9 protein-coding genes are annotated in these 17633 nt (G+C 36.4%); all 9 read left to right on the plus strand.

Going from position 1 to position 17633, the window contains the following annotated elements:
- Positions 1–11 precede the first annotated feature (11 nt).
- A complete protein-coding gene (locus EDB96_RS08915) occupies positions 12–1661 on the plus strand; it encodes a DUF5123 domain-containing protein (protein ID WP_057116382.1) in 1650 nt (549 codons plus the stop codon).
- A 128-nt stretch (positions 1662–1789) separates the two neighbouring features.
- On the plus strand, positions 1790–3433 hold the full coding sequence (locus EDB96_RS08920) for a glycoside hydrolase 43 family protein (protein ID WP_134140237.1): 1644 nt from the start codon (positions 1790–1792) through the stop codon (positions 3431–3433).
- A gap of 6 nt (positions 3434–3439) precedes the next feature.
- On the plus strand, positions 3440–4663 hold the full coding sequence (locus tag EDB96_RS08925) for a glycoside hydrolase family 105 protein (RefSeq protein ID WP_243839319.1): 1224 nt from the start codon (positions 3440–3442) through the stop codon (positions 4661–4663).
- Between the two features lie 32 nt (positions 4664–4695).
- Positions 4696–6378: a glycoside hydrolase family 28 protein gene (locus tag EDB96_RS08930; RefSeq protein ID WP_243839320.1), complete on the plus strand. Its 1683-nt coding sequence runs from the start codon at positions 4696–4698 to the stop codon at positions 6376–6378.
- Between the two features lie 13 nt (positions 6379–6391).
- The gene (locus EDB96_RS08935; RefSeq protein WP_134140240.1) at positions 6392–7387 is read left to right on the plus strand and encodes a pectinesterase family protein; all 996 of its coding nucleotides are present in this window, start codon (positions 6392–6394) and stop codon (positions 7385–7387) included.
- A 46-nt stretch (positions 7388–7433) separates the two neighbouring features.
- The gene (locus tag EDB96_RS08940) at positions 7434–8432 is read left to right on the plus strand and encodes an alpha/beta hydrolase (RefSeq protein ID WP_243839321.1); all 999 of its coding nucleotides are present in this window, start codon (positions 7434–7436) and stop codon (positions 8430–8432) included.
- A gap of 1 nt (position 8433) precedes the next feature.
- Entirely contained in the window at positions 8434–9231 is a 798-nt protein-coding gene (locus tag EDB96_RS08945) for a rhamnogalacturonan acetylesterase (RefSeq protein ID WP_057116378.1), read from the plus strand.
- Positions 9232–9313: 82 nt separating this feature from the next.
- Positions 9314–16600, plus strand: a complete 7287-nt coding sequence (locus tag EDB96_RS08950; RefSeq protein ID WP_134140242.1) for a pectinesterase family protein — start codon at positions 9314–9316, stop codon at positions 16598–16600.
- A gap of 85 nt (positions 16601–16685) precedes the next feature.
- Positions 16686–17336: a hypothetical protein gene (locus tag EDB96_RS08955; RefSeq protein WP_134140243.1), complete on the plus strand. Its 651-nt coding sequence runs from the start codon at positions 16686–16688 to the stop codon at positions 17334–17336.
- Positions 17337–17633 lie beyond the last annotated feature (297 nt).

Consider the following 17633-nt stretch of genomic DNA (forward strand, 5'->3'; position numbering starts at 1 on the left):
CGAATAGTAGTATGAAAAATTTTAGAACATTAATTTATATTTTATCATTTATGGGCTTAATTGTCTGTGGAGAAATGCTAAAATCCTGCGATACAGATGAGTTTCGTTATAAACCTGTCGAAGACTTATTCCAGCCAAAATTCGTGCTTCCTGCTCCATTAGTAAAAAGCAATTCAATAGCTGTGGTGTGGTACAAAGTTAATGATGCAGCGTCTTATACAGTAGAACTTCATTTGGATAACTATTATAAAAGTTTGTACAAATCGTATACCATTACAGATACACAAATTTTGATGGACGACATTCCTTATAAAACCCAGTTTTATATAAGAGTAAGATCGAATCACGTTAACGGAGATCATAATTCACAATGGGCTTACACAAGTGCTCTGACAGAAGACCGTCCGCCATTCGATCCTATTTTACAGCCAGTCGAAAGAGTGAATATTACCGAAACAAATGTAACTGTAACATGGGCAGTTTCTGCTGGAAATCCAGTAGACAGTATCTCGGTTCAGCCAGCTCAGTCTGCAGAACTTCCTGCTATCGGGCGTAAATTAACTTCTGATGAAATGAGTAAAGGAGAAGCAAAGGTTGAAGGATTAGAAAAAAACACTTTGTATAACGTTAATATTTTTGATAACAATAAACCAAGACGTTATGATAAACCTTATAATCAGGTTTCTTTCCGTTCTGCGGGACCGTCAGCTTCTACTATTATTGTAACAAAAGGAATGGATTTAGATGCATTGCTGCGAACTAACAACGACGATCCAACGGTTCCAGAAGGAACAGAATATTTCCTTGAAGCAGGTTCATTATTCAAAATTACTCCGTTTACCATATCAAAAGGATTTAAGCTGACAGGAGGAACACAAGGAGAACGCCCACAGATTGAAATGAACGGAAACTGGAATATTGCAGAAGGATCATACTTATCATCTCTGGCTTTTGAAAATATTCGTTTTTACCAAACTATAGATGCCAGCTATTTCTTTAATAGTGGAACTTCTTGGACAGTAGAATCTATCACATTCTACAACTGTGTTTTCAACTATTTCAAAAGAGGCTTCTGGAGACATCAAGGAAACGGAAAATACAAAGAAATCGGAAACTTTGATATGAGCTATTGTACGTTTGATCAAGTTGGAGGACACACAGGACCTTACGGTACATTTGCTTTTGGTTCTGCTGGAGCTGACAATGTAAAAAGAGCAGTTTTCTCAAATTGTACTTTTATGAGAGATTACTATCAAACAACAGATAAAAATAGAAACTTTAAAAACCTATTCGATTATGGAACATCTGCATATCCAATTCATTTGGAGTATCAAAATGTTACCATTTACGACTATGCTTATAACAGATCATTAATCAATATACCATCTGCAGTAGGATCAACATTAATCTTTAAAAATGTGTTACTGGCATCTGCCTGCGGTAAAGTGATTCAGGCAATTGCGGCCAACACACCTACGACATACGGCAATAATTACACCACAACAGATTATCTGCTTGGTGCCGCTGGAATACAAGGAACAGATTTAGGCATTAGTGCACAAAATTTATTTGTCGATCCAGCAAACGGAAATTTAATGATTAAAGACTCTAATTCTCCAATTGTAACCAACAAAGTAGGAGATACGAGATGGCTCCCATAAGTTTTTGTTAATTAAGTAAGTGGTTTCAGTACTGAGGAAGTATCCTTGTGGTTGAGGATACTTCTATGTACTGTTCGATACTGATTAGCCTAAACGAATCAATGAATTATATCAAAAACAATTAAAAAATGAAATTCAAACAATTACTGCTTTCCCTTGGATTATTATGTTATTTGGGAGTAAAAGCTCAAGGCTGGAATGCCGATTTAGGAAACGGAAAATATAAGAACCCTATTTTACACGTAGATTACTCGGATCCCGATGTATGTGCAGGTAAAGAGGGGTATTATATGACCGCATCCAGTTTTAATAGTATTCCCGGGCTTCCTATTCTTCATTCCAAAGACTTGGTAAATTGGCAGTTGGTTGGATATGCATTACAAAATCAATTTCCTATTGAGCATTATCGCACTGTTCGTCATGGTGATGGCGTTTGGGCTCCCTCTATTCGTTACCACAATGGAGAATATTTCATCTATTGGGGAGATCCAGATTTCGGAATTTACATGGTCAAAACCAAAAATCCAGAAGGTGTTTGGGAAGAACCAGTTTTAGTCAAAGAAGCAAAAGGAATTATTGACACATGTCCGTTTTGGGATGAAGATGGAAAAGCCTATTTGTCGTATGCTTTTGCAGGAAGCCGTGCCAATGTAAAAACAGTTTTAATGCTGTCTGAACTTACGCCAGATGGCACTAAACTAATTGGCAATGCCGCGATGGTTTTTGATGGACACAACGGCCACACAACAGTTGAAGGTTCTAAAATGTACAAACGCGATGGTTATTATTGGATTATGGCTCCCGCTGGAGGTGTAAAACCCGGATGGCAATTGGCAATGCGCTCTAAAAATGTTTGGGGTCCTTATGAGTCTAAAATAGTTTTGCATCAAGGAAATACTGTAATGAATGGACCACATCAGGGAGGTTATGTAGAAACGCCAAATGGTGATGGATGGTTCATACATTTTCAAGATCGTTGGGCATATGGACGTGTAGTCAATTTACAGCCTGTTACTTGGAAAGATAACTGGCCGATTATGGGAATAGATTCTAATAAAGATGGTATTGGCGAACCGGTTTTAGAATGGACAAAACCAAATGTAGGCAAAAACTATCCTGCAACTCCCTTGGTTTCTTCTGATGAATTTGATGGACATCAACTTGGATTACAATGGCAGTGGCAGGCCAATCAAGACCCGGCTAAACATTGGGGATGGTCGTCTGCAAATCTTGGATTTATGCGTTTAAACTGTATTCCACGCGATGAAAATACCAACACAATGTGGATGTCGCCCAACCTTTTACTGCAAAAATTTCCAGGCGATAATTTTACAGCAACTGCAAAACTGACTTTCGAGAACAATCCAGAAGCAGGAGTAAGCAGTTCTGGTTTAATTGTATTTGGTGAAGACTATTCTTATATCGCAATAGAACAGGATAAAACAGGAAATCTGAATCTGGTACAGCGCACAATGAAAAATGCGAGAACTGCCAAAGAAGGTGAAAAAGATATTGCCTCAGTTTTGATAAATAAAAAAGAAGTACAGCTTCGCGCTAAAGTGGAGATGATTCAGAACAAAGAACCGTTTGATGCCAGAGTTACTTTTTATTACAGTATCGATGGAAAGAATTTCAAAAAATTAGGTGATTCTTTTAAACCAGTTGCAGGACGATGGGTAGGCGCAAAAATTGGTCTTTTTGCCACAGGAACAAAAGCGGTAAACGACAGCAGTTATGCCGATTATGACTGGTTTAGAGTAGAAGGTAATTAAGAAGTTATGAAAGAAAAAATGAAATATTATGCATTCTTTTTGATTGTTTGTCCTCTAATATCCTTTGGACAATTAAAATCAAAAGAAAAATCTGGAATAACGCCAATCGAGTGGGCAAAGAAAATGGCTGATTCTGACCAAAAACGTGTTCCGAATCCTGTATTTCTTGATGGTGTAAAATTTCCAAAATGGAATTACACCAATGGTTTGGTCACACTTTCTAATCAGAAATTATATGATTATACGAAAGAACAAAAATACTACGATTATGGACTTTCATACGCAGAGCAGCTTATTGATAAAGAAGGTAAAATTGGCGGTGGTTATGAGCTTGAAAAGTACAGCCTAGATTTAGTGAATTCTGGAAAACTTCTTTTTGAAATTTACAAGAAAACGAATGATAAGCGATATAAAATCGCAATGGATATGCTTCACAAACAATTAGAAACGCATCCAAGAACTTCTGATGGCGGTTATTGGCACAAAAAAAGTTACCCGTGGCAAATGTGGCTCGATGGTGTTTATATGGCAGACCCTTTTGCTGCTCAATATGGATTTGTTTTTAATGATCCAAAAGCAATTGACGATGCGATTTTACAAGCAGAACTTATTCAAAAACACACTTTTGATTCCAAAACAGGTTTGAATTTTCACGGTTATGATGAAAAACGAGTTCAGTTTTGGGCAGATAAAAATACTGGAACTTCTGCCCATGTCTGGGGGCGTGCGCAAGGCTGGTACTGTATGGCGTTGGTAGACATACTAGATTTTGTTCCAGAGAATCATCTCAAAAGAAAAAATTTAATAGAAATTCTTCAAAAGGTATATGAAGCTGTTCTAAAAGCACAGGATTCTAAAACAGGCGTGTGGTGGCAGGTTATGGATCAGCCGGGACGAAAAGGTAATTATTTGGAATCTACCTGCTCAACCATGTTTGTGTATTCGTTTGCGAAAGCCTATAACAAAGGTTATGTCGGAGAAAAATTTCTTAAATCGGCAGAAAAAGGTTTCAAAGGAATTCTAAAAGAGTTTATAAAAGAAAATCCAGACGGCACAATATCGATTACCAAATGCTGTGCTGTTGCCGGATTAGGAGGAAAAAATCCTCACGATCGCGACGGTTCATTCGAATACTATATTTCGGAACCCATAAGAGATGATGATGCAAAAGCTGTCGGTCCGTTTATAATGGCTGGAATTGAACTGCAAATGCTTTCAGACAAAAAATAATACATCACATTATACAATTGGTTATGATAAAAATGAAAAAAACAATTCTTCTAGCAGCATTTCTTTTTGCTGCTTTTTCCTGTATGAGTCAAAAGAAAGGAGCTCAAAATGTGACAGAAAAAAAGGCAGATTCGGGGTTAAAAATTCCCTTCAAAATGCCAGAAGTACAGCTTCCGAAATTTAAAACAGACACTTTAAATATTGTTGATTTTGGAGCAGTGCCCAACACCGAGCAACTTTGTACAAATGCCATTAACACAGCAATCGAAAAGTGCTCTAAGTCAGGTGGAGGTGTGGTCGTAATTCCTGCTGGTTTATGGACAACAGGCCCTATAAAACTGAAAAGCAATGTAAACCTTCATACCCAAAATGGTGCTTTTATTTCTTTTACAAGCGATTTAAAACAATATAAGCTGATAGAGTCTTATTTTGAAGGAAGTAAAGTAATTCGATGCGAATCGCCTATTATGGGTGTTGGCCTAGAAAATATTGCGATTACAGGCCAAGGTATTTTTGATGGAAATGGTGCTGTATGGAGGCCTGTCAAAATGGGTAAAATGACTGCAGGACAATGGGACGAATTGGTAAAATCTGGCGGTGTATTGTCTAAAGACGGTAAAATATGGTATCCTTCAAAAGGAGCTTATGAGGGGAATGAGGAAAGAAATAAACTTCCTAAAAAACAAACCATAGAAAACATGGAGCCTTACAAAGAAGGGCTTCGTCCCGTAATGGTAAGTTTAGTGAATTGCAAAAAGCTGCTTTTGGATGGAGTGACTTTTCAAAACTCTCCTGCTTGGAACGTAAATCCGTTAATGTGTGAACATCTTACTTTACGCAATTTAACGATTCGCAATCCTTGGTATTCTCAAAATGGCGATGGCCTGGATTTAGAATCCTGCCGAATCGGATCGGTAACTAATTGCCGTTTTGATGTTGGTGACGATGCGATTTGTATCAAATCTGGAAAAGATAAAGAAGGAAGAGACCGCGGAAAACCAACAGAATTATTTGTAATAACAGATTGTGTCGTTTATCATGCACACGGTGGTTTTACTATTGGAAGTGAAATGTCTGGAGATGTTAGAAATATATTCGTTAAAAACCTCACATTCAATGGTACAGACTGCGGACTTCGTTTTAAGTCAGTTAGAGGCAGAGGCGGAGTGGTCGAAAATATTTGGATGGAAGATATTCGAATGAACAATATTCCGACTGATGCCATCAATTTCAATTTGTACTATTTCGGAAAATCACTCTCAGAAGATAAAGATACAGGAGAAGTAACAGTAGCAAAAGAACCAGTTTCAGAAGAAACTCCTGCATTTAAAAATATGCATTTTAAAAATATCTATGTAAACGGAGCTTCTCAGGCTTTGAAAATTATGGGAATTCCCGAAATGCCAGTTACTAATATCGAATTTGAAAATATGATCATTCGTTCAGATGTAGGTATTCAGATGAATTATGCAAGCAAAATTGCTTTTAAAAATCTTGATTTAAGATTAGACAAACCAGGAATCGCCGTAAGTTTTTCTAATAGCCAGAATGTGAGTTTGGATGGCTTGAAATCTACTGGAGAAAATCAGATGTTTTGGGTTGGCGGTTTAGAAACAAAAGATATTTCATTAAAAACCAACGGGAAGAAAATGGTTATGAATAAAGATCTAAAAGTTCTAGAATCGATTAAAGGAGAAGTGAAAGTTGTGGATTAAAACAGAAAACAAAATGATACTATTCAGATTTTTAGCAGTCTCGATTTTCTTTACGAATGTTTCATTTGCAAATGATGCTATAAGAACTCAAGCTCCAAAAGAACTCAAATCGTACGATATTGTTGTAGATGCCAATGGCACTGGGAATTTTACAACAGTTCAGGCTGCCTTGAATTCGGTTGCATTATTAAAAACAACCGAAACTACTATTTTCATTAAAAACGGTGTTTACAAAGAAAAACTAGAAGTAGTTTTAGACCAAAACAATATTACTTTAATAGGCGAAAGCAAAGAAAAAGTAATTCTTACTTATGATGATTATGCTTCCAAATCGAATGGTGCAGGCGGAACAATTGGAACTTCTGGATCTGCCAGTTTTATAATTACAGCAAATGATTTTAAAGCACGAAATATAACTTTTGAAAATTCATCTGGACCAGTAGGACAAGCTGTAGCAGTGAGAATTGACGGCGATCGAATTATTTTTGAAAATTGCAGATTTTTAGGTTTCCAAGATACACTTTATCCGCGTGCAGATACCAGCAGGCAGTACTATAAAAATTGTTATATCGAAGGAACAACCGATTTTATTTTTGGAGGTTCAACAGCTGTTTTTGATCAATGTGAAATCTTTGCCAAGAAAGGTGGTTCCTATATAACTGCAGCCAATACGCCTCAATCTAATCCGTATGGATTTGTATTTCTGAATTGCAAGTTGATTACAAATTCGGGAAACAGTACTTATTATTTAGGAAGACCTTGGCGCAATTATGCCCGAACAGTTTTTCTAAAATGCGAAATGGGACCGCACATTAAACCAGAAGGATGGCACAACTGGGGTAAACCAGAAGCCGAGAAGACCACTTTTTATGCCGAATATTTGTCTACAGGAACAGGAGGAAATACATCCTCCCGCGTAAAATGGTCTCATGTATTATCAGCCGAAGAATTTAAAAAAGATTATTCGATGAAAGCCGTTTTGAGAGATTGGAAACCGGCAATTAAATAATTCATTTTTAAATCATATAAATCATAATAAGTTAAAGATATGGACAATGAATTTTCAAAATAAAAATCTTAGTGCAGTAATTATTGGGGTTTGTATGATTTTCTTTCAAAACGTAAACGCTCAGTATTTAAAAGGCATTACAAATGTCAGGGATACTTCGTTTACCAATGCAAGTGCTTTTAAGAAAACGCTTAAATATTTTCCGCAAACGACGAGAGTTCCTGAACTGCATTTTGATAATGTGATGCAGAAAACAGATATCACTTATTGCAGTTATGGAAAACGTAAAATGAAACTAGATATTTTTTATGATAAAAATGTCAAGAAAAAACAAACCGCAATTATCATTATTCATGGCGGAGGCTGGCGTTCTGGAAGCAGACAGCAACATCATCAAATGGCAGAAAAACTCGCAAGCCTGGGATATGTGTGTTTTACGCCAGAATACCGACTTTCTACAGAAGCGCTTTTTCCCGCAGCGATTTACGATCTCAAAGCATGCATTCGCTGGGTAAGAGAAAATGCAGTAAAGTACAATATCAACCCAGATCAAGTAACTGCTCTTGGATTTTCGGCAGGAGGCGAATTGGCCGCTTTTATGGGCACTACAGCAAATATGCCGCTTTTTGAGGGCGTGGCAACCCATTCAAATTTTTTAAAATCTCAGGTGAATGCTGTGGTGAGTATCGATGGCACTCTTTCATTTGTACATTCTGAAAGCAGTGAAGGAGATGACAGTAAAAACATTTCGGCAGGAACCTATTGGTTTGGTTATTCCAGAAAAGACAATCCTAAACTTTGGGAAGCTGCTTCTCCTCTCAGTTATGTAAATGCATCAACACCGCCAACATTATTTATCAATAGTTCAATCGCACGAATGCACGCAGGAAGAGACGATTACAGAAAGGTTTTGAATGAAAACACAATCTATTCTGAAGTTCATGAATTTGAAAATTCTCCTCATTCATTTTGTCTTTTTAATCCGTGGTTTGAGCCTACAATTCAATACATCGACAATTTTTTAACTAAAATATTTAGCACATAATATGAAAACAAAATTTGTAATTCCACTAGTAAGCATGACTCTAGCAGTCTTGATAATGGCTTTTACCAGATCGAAAGCGGTAACCACAGTTTATTTAATCGGCGATTCCACAGTAGCTAATTATGCCAATAATTACGAAGAAGGAAAAGATTACATGAAAACCCGATATCCAGTTACAGGCTGGGGACAAGTGTTTCAGCAATTTTTAGTCAAAGACAGCTTAAAAAAGATCGATAAATTAATCAAAACAGACAGCGCATTTGTAGATGATAGGGCGAGAGGCGGCCGAAGCACTCGTACTTTTTTTCAGGAAGGCAGATGGCGTTCTGTTTATGAAAATCTCAAAAAGGGAGATTTGGTTTTAATGCAGTTTGGTCATAACGATGCAGCTGAAGACAAACCAGAACGCTATGTTAATCTTGAAGGCTATAAAGAATTCTTAAGGCTTTTTATTGAACAAACAAGAGCAAAAGGAGCCAAACCAATTTTGATAACTCCAGTATCTAGAAATTTTCCATGGAAGGAAGGTAAACTGCAGAATATTCATGGTTTATATCCTGACGCTGTAAAAGAAATTGCGAAAGAAATGAACGTAATGATTATCGATTTAAACCAGAAATCAATGGACTTTTTTACAAAAAAAGGACAGCCTTATGTGAGTGAAAACTATTTTATGAATTTACCCGCAGGATTATATGAAGCTTATCCGAACGGTCAAAAAGACAATACACACTTTCAAACCAAAGGTGCTGTAGAAGTTGCAAGGCTTGTTTTTGAAGGAATGAAAGAATTAAATTAAAATTTTTATAAACCATCAAAAGAGTGTGAAGAAGAATAAAAACTCTTTTGACAAACTATTACTAACTAAAACCAAAAACCAAATGAAAAAACAATTTATTCACCTATTCCTCATACTGTTTACAGTAATGGGGTTCTCTCAGACCATTGAGAGAATTGAAGCCGAAACTTTTAATCAGGCTTCGGGAGCGAGGGCAGAAACCAATGCTTCTCTTTCGGGAGGAGGAAACGTAGGTTACATTAAAAATAATACGTGGATTAAATTTAATGCCGTCCAATTTACCGAATTTGTAACTCGTTTTGATATCGCCGCCGCGGGTTCGGCAGGAGGTAATATCGAATTGAGGTTAGGATCAGCAACAGGAACTTTAATAGGAACCGCTGTTGTCTCTGGAAGTACTGGATTTTCTGATTATAAAAAGTTCTCTACCACCATTACTCCAACAACAGGTACATACGATTTGTATCTGGTTTTTACTGGATTAGGAACGGGCTATTTATTCAATTTAGATTACTTTGAAAAAATAACTGAAAATTCTAATGCGGTTACTTATAAGCTAACCACGAGCGTTAATCCAGCTTCATCAGGAACTGTGGTCACTAATCCTGGAGGAAGCACATTTGCAAAAGGAACCGAATTAAAATTAACTGCCAATAAAAATTTCGGATATAATTTTAAACAATGGATAGATGATAAAGGAGCTGTAGTTTCAACCGCAAATCCGTTAACTTATACCATCAATGACAATACAATTCTTATTGCAGAGTACGAAACAATTCCAACTTATAACCTGACCGTTAATGTTAATGGAGCATTCGGATTAGGAGATTATTCTATTGCTCCAGCTGGAAAAGACGGTGCATTTTCGGTGTATGAAAAAGGAACAAATGTTACCATTACAGCTGTTGAAAATGATATTATTAAATTCAGCAATTGGTCTGATGGTTCTACTTCGTTAAGTACCTCTGTGGTTATGGATCAAAACCAAACAGTTACAGGAACTTATGCCAATCAAAATTTTATTGCGGGATGGACATTCAAAAATGACCAATATGCTAATCCGAGAGTAGCAGAACTTTATTCTAAAATAGAAAACAAACCTCAATTATTTGCTTACAATGTTGCCGACAATGTGTTTGCACCTAATGTAAGACTTCAAAACAGAGGTGGAAAAAATGGGGTTTGCGTCTGGAATACAGAGCGAGGAAATTTCTATTATTTTATGACAACGCTTTCTACAGTGGGCTACAAAAATATTAATGTTGCCTCAGGACTGCTTGGCTATTATTATGGAGCTGATGAATGGACTTTTCAATATTCATTAGACGGCATAAATTTTGTTAATGTTTCGGCATTAACGACCATCAATACTAATACAATTACTTCTATTGGAGGAATTCTTCCTGCTGAAGCAGAAGGTAAAGAAAAAATATACCTGAGATGGTTTCCAAATATTAACGGACCCAAACACGGATCTGCTGTAGATGTAACGGCTACGATTTTATCTAATGTGATGATTAAAGCCGATGAGGTTTTGGTTACAGATACAAACGCACCTATTCTCGAATCTTCGTTTCCAGCAGAAGCGTCATTAGCTGTTGGAGCAAATGGAAATATCATTCTGAACTTTAATGAACAAGTTCAATTAGGTTCTGGACAAGCAGTTTTAAACGGAAAAAATCTAACTGCCGAATTCGTAAATAAAACGGTAAAATTTAGTTATTTCGGATTAGAATATAATAAACAATATACTTTTAGTATACCTGCAGGATTTGTAAAAGACCTTTCCGGTAATAATGGTGACGCGATTAGTTTGTCGTTTAAAACAATGGAAAAACCAATTCCGGTTAAACGAAAATTTGATTTAATTGTCGATGCTGATGCTACTACAGAACAGCTTGCTTCTGGAAAATATGTAAAAACCATAGCCGAAGCATTTAACGCAGCGCCTAATAACTCTGCATCGAGATTTTTGGTTTTAATTACCAACGGAACCTATAATTTGGGTGGAGATGGTACAAATCCGCAGGATATTGTATTGAAACTTCCATCAGGAAAAAACAATGTTTCTTTGGTTGCACAATCCAAAGACAAAGTAATCTTTCAGGGAAATCCAGGTCAGGGAATTAAAAATGCCGTTCTCTCTATCGAAGCCAATGATTTATACATGGAAAATATTACGATAGAACACAAAGACGGAATTATAAATTCTGGACAAAAACCTGCACTAAATCCCGCAGGAGATCGTAATGTTTATAATGGAATTAGATTAAGAAGTAAACAAGATACGCAGGTAACAGGCGGAAAAAGAAGTTTTTACTATAAATCTACCATTGAGGGAGATGTCGATTTTATCTGCGGAGGAGGAACACATTGGTTTGAAGAATGTAAATTGGTTTCTGTTGCACCCGGTTATATCGTAGCACCAAACCACGATGCAGCTACACAATATGGTTATATTTTTAATAATAATACCATTACTGCTTCAGCCAGTTATTATTTAGGGCGTCCGTGGCAGAATTCACCAAGAGCAGTTTATCTCAATACCAAAATGATAAATGAACCCAATGTACTTGGATGGGCAAATATGGGAACATATCCAGCACTTTTTGCAGAATACAATAGTGTAAACGGAAACGGAATTGCTGTTAATACCGATAACAGAACCAATACATTTACAGTAAATGGCATTTCGCAGACAGGAAATTATAATCCAGTTTTGACAAAAGCTCAAGCAGATGAATTCACAATCGAAAATGTGCTGAGCGGTACAGATAAATGGGATCCGCGCAGAGTTGTAGAACAAGTTACAAAACCAGCTAATCTTATTGCTGCTGAAAATAACACTTTAAAATGGGATGAAAATCAATATGCAATGTGTTATGTTGTGAGTAAAGACGGAAAGATTTTAGCCATTACGACTGAAGCAAGTTATGTAGAAACTTCTAAAACAGCAGGTACTTATGCATACACCATACAAGCTGCAAATGAATATGGCGGATTAAGTGATGTAAGCACTATTAATATGACAATTGGCGGAGCTGTTAAATCTTCTATTGCCTATTTAAATTCGATTGATGGTAATGCTATATCAGGTTTAACACCAATAGAATATACTGAAGGTACAGCTCAAACACTGCCAGTTCCAACTTTAAAAGGTTACACTTTTTTCGGGTGGTCAGCTTCTGCTTCAGTACCCAATTCTTTAAAAGAAATTGCAGCTACAGTAACAGGAAATCAAACATTATATGCTTTTTGGGGAACAGCAGGAAACAACAAACCTGATGAAGTAACTCCGCCAACAAATTTTGATTATGAATTTACAGCAGCAGTCAATAAAAGCTGGGATAATGCAGCAAATTTCAGTCCAGCTGAAATGCCAGTTGCAGGTAAAACTGTTTCAAGCACAAAAGAAATAGAAACAACAGCTACTGTTTTTCCAGCTGATATTATTTTTTCTGGCGCAGGCACACTTCGATTAAGAGGTGCTCATAAAGCCACAGGAAATTTAATTTTTAAAGACGGAACACGCGTATACTATAATACAAGCGGTGCAGGAATGACGTTAGAAGCTCCAATAGTAGTTTCTGGAAATGTGAAATTTGAAATGATTTCAGGAATAGCCAATCAAACCATAATGACTCTAAGCGGACCAGTTTCGGGTAATGGAACTATTATTCCAATAAATATAGGGCAGGGAGTTAATCCAAATACAGGAATTTTACTTTTAAAGGGAGATAATAGTGAATTTATCGGAACTTGGGATTTAACTCAAAAAAGTACAAAATTCCCAGCATTAAATTATCCAACTGCAATTGATGGAGCATCTGCAAATGCTTTTGGTTCTGGAACAATAAACGTTGGTCAGGATAATTACGTAATTTTTAGTCATGAACGCGCCGCAGGGTCAAACTTAAATTTGAATATAACGGCTAATGGAAAAGCGGCATTAAATACTGTTTTGAATGTTCAAAAGCTTACTATAAATGGAGTAGATTTTAAGGAAGGACTTTATGACAAAACCACAAATCCTGAGTTTTTTACAGGAGAAGGAAAGATTGAAGTGAAAAAAGAAACTACTGGCGGAGGTACAGAAACCGTTCCTGCGTTTCCAGGAGCAGAAGGTTACGGTAAATACGTAACAGGAGGCCGCGGCGGAAAACTAATTTATGTAACCAATTTAAATGATTCGGGAGCAGGTTCTCTTCGTGATGCCATAAATCAGGCAGGTCCGAGAATTGTTGTTTTTAAAGTATCTGGAAATATCGAATTGAAAAGTGAATTAAATATTACGGATAATATCACTATTGCCGGACAAACAGCGCCAGGCGGTGGTATTACGATAAAAGATTACAATGTTAAAGTAAGAGGAAATAATGTAATTCTTCGTTATTTACGTTTTAGAATGGGAGATACTCATGATGTAGAAAATGATGCATTAGGCGGACGTTTCCAGAAAAATATTATTGTAGATCACTGTTCGATGAGCTGGTCAACAGACGAATGTGTCTCTTTTTACCAAAATGAGAACTTTACGCTTCAATGGTGTATCATTTCCGAAAGTCTACGTAATTCAGTTCATGCCAAAGGAGCTCACGGTTACGGTGGTGTTTGGGGAGGTAAAAATGCTTCTTTTCACCATAATTTATTAGCGCATCATGACAGCCGTAATCCAAGGTTGGGAGAATATGCTAACGATATTTTTGCAAAAACCGATTTAGTTGATATTCGTAACAACGTCATATACAACTGGGGAGGAAACAGTTGTTACGGCGGAGACGCTATGAATGTGAATCTGGTTAATAATTACTGGAAACCAGGTCCTGGAACTTCTAATTCTACTAAAGAACGTATTTTATCAACGGGAAGAAGTTTAGATGCCACTTCTCCATTATACGGAATCTGGGGAAAATATTATGTAGACGGTAACTATGTTGTCGGGTCTCCAAGAACTACTCAGGATAACTGGACTTATGGTGTTTACAGTCAGTTTCATAGCAGCCAGCTGCCGGTAAGTGATGCTGATAAAGAAGAAGTTAAAATTGAAGCCCCGCATCCTTTTGGCGAAATTACGACACACAGTGCGACAAAAGCTTATGAATTGGTTTTAGAAAATGCGGGTGCCAATTTATACAGAGATGCTGTAGATAAAAGAGCCGTAGATGATACTCGCTCTGGAACTGCAAGTATTATGAATGGCGGTAACGGAAGTACAAACGGTTATATCGATACACCATCAGCAACTGGAGGATGGCCTGTTCTTCCTACTGGCGAGGCACCTTTAGATACAGATGGAGACGGTATGCCAGATAAATGGGAAACAGAGAAAGGGTTGAATCCTGCAAGTGCTGCCGATGGTAATTTAAAAACAGTTGATGGCATTTATACCAATATTGAAGTTTACATCAACAGCCTTGTGTATAATATTACGTCAACTCAAAACGGAAGTTTAGATGTTTATGTAAATCCGCAAAATTTTGTTGAGAAATATAATGCAGCAGAAGATGGTACAAAGTTTATTATGGCTGGCGGTACGTACACAGCCAGTACTCCGCTAGCGGTGAAAAATCATAAATATACATTTGTTCCAGATGAAGGTGCAAAGCCTGTTTTTGCTGGATCTTTTTATTCAGAAAATCCAGAAATCTTCTCAGGAAGTTTCAGTTTCAATGGTGTAGATTTTGATTTCACAAATGCTGATTCTAATGTAATGCAGTTTAAAAAAGGAGCAGGTTTGTCTAATTTTGAAATTAAAAACGCTTCGATAAAAGGAATCAAACAAAGTTTATTAGTAACAGAAGGAACTAGCGACCATCCAATTTCAAAAATTGCTTTAGATAATTGTTTAATTGATGGAAGCAGCGCTCAGGGAGGTAATTTTATCCAGCCAGATTCACAAATTGTAAATTCGGTTTCGATTAAAAACTCGACTATTTTCAATTATTCAAAAGGAAACAACTTTATAATTCTTCAGAAAAAAGATAATGTAAACGAGCCAATAAATGTAACGATCGAAAATAATACAATTTATAACGCCTGCAGTCAGGAAGGAAATGGTTTTGTATTTATAGATAATCAATACAGTAAAACATCGACTTATACCTTCAAGAATAATATTATGCAGGACGAACGTGACAATCCGAAAGCGATTTATATGTTCTATTCTAATAATGTCAATGGCGCAGGAATGGCAGTTTTAGACAACAATCTTTTTACAGGAGTATCTTCTCAATCGACAAAAGGAACTATTGCCGTTACAGAAACCAATGTTAAAACATTGACAGGTTTAGGTATGACAGCACTTTCATATCCTAATCCAGTACAGGGAAATTTTAGTTTTTCTAAAAATTCTCCATTAGCAGCAGCAGGTATCGGCGGCGGAGCTTTGGGAGATCCGAGATGGTTAAAAGCAGATTCTAAATTTTCACCAATAAATTATCTGAATTCTATTGATGGAAAACCCATAACACTTTCACCAGCTGAATTTATGGAAGGATCAGTTACCAATTTAGGAACACCAAAATTAGAAGGATATACTTTTTTTGGCTGGTCAAGTACAGCGACTTCGCCTGGATTAATTAAAAGTATTCCGGCTACAGCAACAGGAAATCAAGTGTTTTATGCTTTTTGGGGCGAAGGCGGAAACAACAAACCCGACGCAAAACCAGTTGTAAAATCTACAATTTCCTATATGAATTCAATTGACAGTAAAGCTTTAACGGGTTTAACTCCATTAGAATATACTGAGGGTACATTGTTAACGCTGCCCGTTCCAGTTTTAAAAGGGTACACATTTTTCGGATGGTCGGCTTCTGCCACAGTGCCTAATTCTTTAAAAGAAATTGCAGTTACTGCAACAGGAAACCAAGTGCTATATGCTTTTTGGGGAGCCGGAGGTAATAACAAAGCCGATGAGGTTGTGCCGCCTACTTTCTATAATATCTCTTATATGAACTTACCATCAGGAACAGTTAATCCTAATAAAGCAAGCGTAGAAACAGGAACTGTTTATAAACTTGAAGAGGCTTCCTGCGTAGGATATCGATTTTTAGGATGGTATTCTGACAGCGCTTACGGAAAAGAAATAAGTGGATTTGACAGTAAACAGAAAGAAAACTTTACGCTTTACGGGCGCTGGAAAAAGTTAGGCGATTTTTATGCATTCCCAACAGTTGCAACTGGTAAAATTACCTTGAAATCCAGCATTGACTATGACAGCGTAGTAATTTTTAGTATGAACGGACTTCTAATAAAACAATTAGATACAGCAGGTTTTGAAACGGATATTTCTATATCAGATCTTGCATCAGGAAGTTATTTCATCAAAAGCCTAAAAACAGGGTTATCTACTAGAATCATAGTTAAATAAGTTTGAAATCAGGGACAGGAATTTGATTTATTGTCCCTGATTATGAAAACGAATTCATTAGTATAAAAAATTTAATCATAAAGATATGAGTAACAGTATCAAATTATTAGCGCTGGTTTTCATAACATTATTTTCCTCCTGTTCCAAGAATGATGAGGAAAACTCCAATGGAAATGAAAATCAAGGTTTTTTAAAAATAGGGAATCAAAGTGTCGAGTTATCGCAGGGTTATCTTGAAAATTTCGGCGTTCGAGGAAATGCATATAACATTGATTTTTCATTAAAATCGAAGTCGATTTCTGGAGAAGAGGATGGGGCAGTAGTGTATTTTGAATTGTTTTCTTCCCTTCAAAATAATTTATCAAAAGGAGATTATGCCTTTGGCGGTTATTCAGAAGCAACTGCTTATACTTTTACAAGATGGGGACAATCTTTGATCGGTAAAAATATTAATTCTGAAAAAGGAGGAATGTCGGTTAAAAATGGCATCAGCATTAGACCATCAGGCGGGACTTTTAAAGTGATAGAAAATGGCCAGTTGTATAAAGTTAGTTTTACAGGCAAAGGTACTGCCAGTTATTATAAGGACGGTGTACTAACTTCGAGTGAGAATGATGTAAGTTTTAGTATGCAATATCAAGGCGATGTAAAACGCTCTGAAGGAAAAACTTTTACAGCCAAAAAAGTATTTTCAGAAGAACGATTAGAAAAAAATCATGCGGTTATTTTTAATTAAAAAAGTTTCTAAGAACAGAAAGCATTAATTAGAATTGCTTGATTGCATTCTAATCGAATTTAAAAACAGAAATTGGTCCAAAAGATCATTTTCTGTTTTGTTGTTTTAGAATATTTCTGATTTTAATTGTAAGTGAAAATCTGAAATTTTTCATTAGAAAAAGAGACAGATAAAATCGCTTTTTTCGCATAATGGAATCATCAATAAAAGGTGATGTAAGAAAAGGATTCTTATAAAACTATGCATCCTTTTGTAACTGAATCATCTTTTAGTTTTTAACACAAAAAATGTTTAATA

The organism is Flavobacterium sp. S87F.05.LMB.W.Kidney.N (assembly GCF_004366435.1).
Lineage (GTDB): Bacteria > Bacteroidota > Bacteroidia > Flavobacteriales > Flavobacteriaceae > Flavobacterium.